Source organism: Agarivorans sp., assembly GCF_050295395.1.
Taxonomy (GTDB): domain Bacteria; phylum Pseudomonadota; class Gammaproteobacteria; order Enterobacterales; family Celerinatantimonadaceae; genus Agarivorans.
Genome location: NZ_JBNKPP010000114.1, coordinates 1 through 5,061, shown reverse-complemented (window position 1 = coordinate 5,061; position 5,061 = coordinate 1). Strand labels below are relative to the sequence as shown.

Sequence of the window (5,061 nt, the reverse complement as noted above, 5' to 3'; positions counted from 1 at the left end):
TGGCACACGTGGCGTGGGGAAAACCACTATCGCTCGTTTGTTTGCTAAAAGTCTTAATTGTGAGCAAGGCGTTTCTTCACAGCCCTGCGGACAATGCTCTAATTGTATAGAGGTAGATCAAGGCAACTTTGTTGACTTGTTGGAAATTGACGCGGCCTCGCGCACCAAGGTAGAGGATACTCGCGAGCTATTAGATAACGTGCAGTACAGCCCAGCGAAAGGGCGCTACAAAGTCTATCTGATTGACGAAGTTCATATGTTGTCTCGTCACAGCTTTAACGCCTTGCTAAAAACACTGGAAGAGCCACCTGAGCATGTCAAGTTCTTGCTGGCGACCACTGATCCTCAAAAATTGCCAGTCACGGTATTATCACGTTGTTTACAGTTTCAATTAAAAGCCTTAAGTGAAGAGCAAATCGCTCAGCAATTGGCGCGCATATTAGATGCCGAGCAGCGGGCTTATCAGCCAGCGGCGCTACAGGCCTTAGCCCATGCCGCTGATGGCAGTATGCGTGACGCTTTAAGTCTCACCGATCAAGCGCTGGCCTCTTCTAATAATGAACTAGAATACCAATCTGTATTGAACATGTTGGGGGTACTTGACCCTCATCAGTTGAGACAATTAGTTTGCCATGTGGTGGCAGGGCAGAGTGAGTCAGCATTTAATAAAATATCCGAATTAGCTAGCATGGCGCCTGATTATGAGCATTTGCACCAGCAATTGGCTGAGATTATTCATCAAGTTGCGATGGCTCAGGTGTTACCTGCTAGCCAGCACGATGAAACCATACAGATGTTAGCTGAGCAGGTTGATGCACAGTTGATTCAACTGCTCTATCAAATAGCTATCACAGGTAAACGTGATTTAGCCTACGCGCCAAGCCCACGTGGCGGCTTTGAAATGACCATTTTAAGAATGTTGGCTTTTCAACCGGCTGAACGGGTCAATAGTTCTGAGCCAGAAGTGGCGCAGTCGTCTTTGGATCAGGCCGAGACATTGGACGCCAGTTTAGTTAAAGAACAACAAGAGATTATTGAGCAAGCAATGCAACAAGGTTACCACTTAGCTGCTGAATCTCTGGCTGGCTCGGTCACGCCCGCGCCAGCCGCAAAATCCAGTGCTTCACAAGCACCGCGAGAAGCGCAGCGTGAGCAAAACCTGAATCAGTTGAAAAACCAGCTTCGAGCGAATGCCGCTCAGCCAGCCTTGACCAATAAGTCATCGCAACATAGTGTTGCAACGCCTGCGCCAGCCCAGACTGTTGCTGCTGCTACTGAACCTGATGAAAACACTGCAGCAGCGGTTGAACCAGCCACCCATGCAAGTGCGTTTGATGATGACTATTATGCACAATTTTCGCACATGGATGCGTCGCTCGATGACGAGCCAAACTATGCCGCCGAGTATGCAGAGCAAGCTTTAAATACGGGGCAAATCGAAGCAAAGCTTAACGCTTCAGAGACTACTGCCAGTAGTGCCTTAGCAACTGCGCCTAGCGAGCCGGATAAACAAGATAATACCGCTTCCTTGTTACAGCTGCGTAGCCAGCTAAGACGACGAGGGCAGGGCGCAAAAAAGCCTGAAGAGGCTCAGACCTCCGCCGCCGTGCCAGTTCGTCCCATGGCAAAGTCTGCTGCGCCGGCGTCTTCTGGCCCCGCTAAGCCTTACCATGCGCCCGTCCCTACAGAGCAGCAAACTGAACCGGCCCTCTCTGAGGCGCCTGCTGAAACGGCGTTTAGCGCCAGTAGTAGTGATAATGATATGCGTTGGGCGGAAATGGTTCAGTTTATGGAGTTAGGCCCAATTGCCAAACAAATAGCGCTAAATTCACTTTATCGGCTCTCCGGTAGACAGGTTCAATTGTTGCTAAAAAGTGATTATTCTCATTTGCCTAAAGATAGCTCACTTAACGAGCTGAGGCAGCAGCTTAGCAGCTGTTTACAAATGGACCTTGAGCTAGACCTTCAGGTTGGTGAGGATAACAAGGGCCGAACTCCGAGCGAATTAGCACAATTGCTTCACCAAAAAAAAATGGCGGAAGCCATTGAAAGCTTGCAGGCTGATCCTAACATTCAAATATTACAGCAGCGTTTTTCCGCTGAGTTAGATCACGACAGCGTTAAATACCACTGAACAACTTGATTTTCGGCATTAATCTAGATGTAATGTCGCAGTTATAACTAATTAAAGAGAAGAGTGTAGTTATGTTTAAAGGCGGAATGGGCAACCTAATGAAACAAGCGCAGCAAATGCAAGATCGCATGCAGCGTGTTCAAGAAGACATCGCCAAAATGGAAGTGACCGGTGAATCTGGCGCTGGTTTGGTTAAAGTTGTGATGTTAGGTAACCATAATGTACGTCGAGTTGAGCTAGACGACAGCTTGATGGAAGACGACAAAGACATGATTGAAGATCTCCTTGCTGCGGCGGTAAACGATGCGGTTCGCCGAGTAGAAGAATACAGTAAAGAAAAAATGGCGGAAGTCACCGGTGGCATGCAAATGCCTCCTGGCATGAAAATGCCCTTTTAGTGGTTTTTTAGCTGATTACTAAGGCCGCTAAGCGGCCTTTTTTGTGCAAGTTTATGCCAATATAAAAAGGGTATAGTGATGAAAGTATGTGGTGTTGAGATTAAAAGTAATGAAGTCATAGTGTGTCTTCTAAGTTTAGAAGATGGGTTATTTCAAATACCTGATTGCCGAGTGCGCCGTTTAAGTTTAAGCAACATCAATAGTACTCAGCATCTGCGTGATTTTCAGTTTGCCTTTGCTAAGTTAATGGCCGACTACAAAGTGGAGAAAGTGGCAATTAAGCAACGGCCTATGAAGGGGAAATTTGCCGGAGGCGCGGTGGGCTTTAAGTTGGAAGCCGCTATAGAGCTGATCGGCAATTTAACTACAGAGTTAGTTTCTGCCACCCAAGCAAAGCAAGTATTAAAAGATCAGCCGCTACCTGTGGAGTTTTCTGCCACAGGTTTAAAAGCTTTCCAAGAGCCAGCCTTTATTACCGCTTATGTAGCCTGCATGGCTTAACTAAGTACTACGATGCGAAAAAAAAAAACGATGCAGTGGCATCGGTTTTTTTATAGACAATTAAGCTTGGCTATTAGTAAGCTTCTTTATGTACAGACTGTACCGCACGACCTGAAGGATCGGCGTTGTTAGCAAAGCTTGCGTCCCAAGCAATCGCCTCGGGGGTTGAACAAGCCACAGACTTACCATGCGGCACACATTCTGCTGCAGAATCTTGAGGGAAGTGCTCTTCAAACATGCTGCGGTAGAAGTAGGCCTCTTTAGTGTCTGGGGTATTAATTGGGAAGCGGAAGGCCGCGTTTTCCAATTCTTGGTCAGATACTTCGAGTTCAACTAACTCTTTTAGGCTGTCGATCCACGAGTAACCCACACCATCAGAGAATTGCTCTTTTTGGCGCCATGCTACTTCTGCAGGGAGGTAGGCTTCAAAGGCTTCACGTACAATATGTTTCTCGATTTTATCGCCGGCACACATCTTGGCTTCAGGGTTGATGCGCATTGCTACATCCATGAACTCTTTATCGAGGAAAGGTACACGTCCTTCGATGCCCCAAGCAGCTAGTGATTTGTTGGCGCGGTTACAGTCAAACATGTGTAATTTATCGAGTTTACGCAGTGTCTCTTCGTGGAATTCTTTAGCATTGGGGGCTTTGTGGAAGTACAAGTAGCCGCCAAAAATTTCGTCAGCGCCTTCACCAGAAAGTACCATTTTAATGCCCATGGCCTTAATTTTTCGGGCCATTAGGTACATTGGGGTAGAAGCACGAATAGTTGTCACGTCATAGGTTTCTAGGTGATAGATAACGTCTTTAAGCGCATCAATCCCTTCTTGAACTGTAAAGTGAATTTCGTGGTGAACAGTACCTAAGTGATCAGCTACTTTTTGTGCTGCAGCTAAATCAGGAGAGCCAACCAAACCTACTGCAAATGAGTGTAGCTGTGGCCACCATGCACCAGAGTTGTCGTTATCTTCAATACGCTTATCGGCATACATTTTTGTGATTGCCGAAATAACTGAAGAATCTAAACCGCCTGACAGCAATACACCATAAGGTACGTCACACATAAGCTGACGTTTTACGGCCGCTTCTAGCGCTGTTTTAAGCTCTTCTACATTGGCATCGTTGTTTTCTACATTGCTGTAGTCCATCCAATCACGTTTGTAGTACTTAACGGGCTCACCTTGTTTACTGTATAAGTAGTGGCCTGGAGGGAACTCAGCAACGGTTTTACAAATTGGTGTTAGGGCTTTCATTTCTGAAGCCACATAGAAGTTACCGTGTTCGTCGTAACCGGTGTATAGCGGAATAATACCAATATGGTCACGACCGATTAGGTAGGCGTCTTCTTCTGAGTCGTAAAGGCAGAAGCCAAAAATACCGTTTAGATCATCAAGAAACTCAATACCTTTTTCTTTATACAAGGCAAGAATGATTTCACAGTCTGATTCTGTTTGAAATTGGAAATCCACTTTAAGCTGTTTCTTCAGATCTTTGTGGTTGTAGATCTCGCCGTTTACCGCTAAAGCGTGGGTTTTCTCGGGATTGTAAAGGGGCTGTGCGCCGGTATTAACGTCAACAATAGATAGACGTTCATGCACTAAAATGGCATTTTTTGAAGTGTAAATACCTGACCAGTCGGGGCCACGGTGGCGTAAACGCTTAGACATCTCTAGTGCTTGCTTACGCAATACACTGAGATCAGATTTAATATCTAGAACTCCAAATATGGAACACATACTCTTCCCTTAAACTTCTTTGTGTTTGCTCTCGTATAGATGACAAGGTGCATTTATACAATTTATTGCCTTCAATTTGCCAATATCAGAAATTATTGCAAGCCTTGATTGATATTTTTTACCAAAAAAAGCCAGAAAACTAAGAATTTTTAACAAACTGGCTATTTTTGTATGTCTATTTACAAGATTTAGGGCTTATTCTGCAGGTTTTTTGTTAGCAATTAGTTGTGAATGAACATGTTCCGCAAAACCTGCACCAGCTTCGTTGTACAAGTTAAATACTTCGTCTG

The 5,061-nt window shown here is 45.3% G+C and carries 4 protein-coding genes; 3 read left to right on the top strand and 1 reads right to left on the bottom strand.

Annotation, left to right across the window (positions count from 1 at the left end):
• The 3 genes from dnaX to ACQY6Q_RS06865 form a co-directional block, all read left to right on the top strand.
• A partial coding sequence (gene dnaX, locus ACQY6Q_RS06875) for a DNA polymerase III subunit gamma/tau (protein ID WP_427979460.1) occupies nt 1-2,134 on the top strand: 2,134 nt, incomplete at its 5' end.
• Nucleotides 2,135-2,205: 71 nt separating this feature from the next.
• The gene (locus tag ACQY6Q_RS06870; protein ID WP_427979457.1) at nt 2,206-2,532 is read left to right on the top strand and encodes a YbaB/EbfC family nucleoid-associated protein; all 327 of its coding nucleotides are present in this window, start codon (nt 2,206-2,208) and stop codon (nt 2,530-2,532) included.
• 78 nt (nt 2,533-2,610) lie between these two features.
• Complete coding sequence (locus ACQY6Q_RS06865; protein ID WP_427979455.1) at nt 2,611-3,033, top strand: DUF3010 family protein; 423 nt, start codon at nt 2,611-2,613, stop codon at nt 3,031-3,033.
• Nucleotides 3,034-3,106: 73 nt separating this feature from the next.
• Here the strand turns inward: ACQY6Q_RS06865 and asnB are convergent, their stop codons facing one another.
• Nucleotides 3,107-4,771: an asparagine synthase B gene (asnB, locus tag ACQY6Q_RS06860; protein ID WP_427979453.1), complete on the bottom strand. Its 1,665-nt coding sequence runs from the start codon at nt 4,769-4,771 to the stop codon at nt 3,107-3,109.
• Nucleotides 4,772-5,061: the final 290 nt, after the last annotated feature.

Coding starts and splice junctions, on each gene's coding strand:
- ACQY6Q_RS06870 (WP_427979457.1), top strand. CDS start 2,206: ATGTTTAAAGGCGGAATGGGCAACCTAATGAAACAAGCGCAGCAAATG.
- ACQY6Q_RS06865 (WP_427979455.1), top strand. CDS start 2,611: ATGAAAGTATGTGGTGTTGAGATTAAAAGTAATGAAGTCATAGTGTGT.
- asnB (WP_427979453.1), bottom strand. CDS start 4,771: ATGTGTTCCATATTTGGAGTTCTAGATATTAAATCTGATCTCAGTGTA.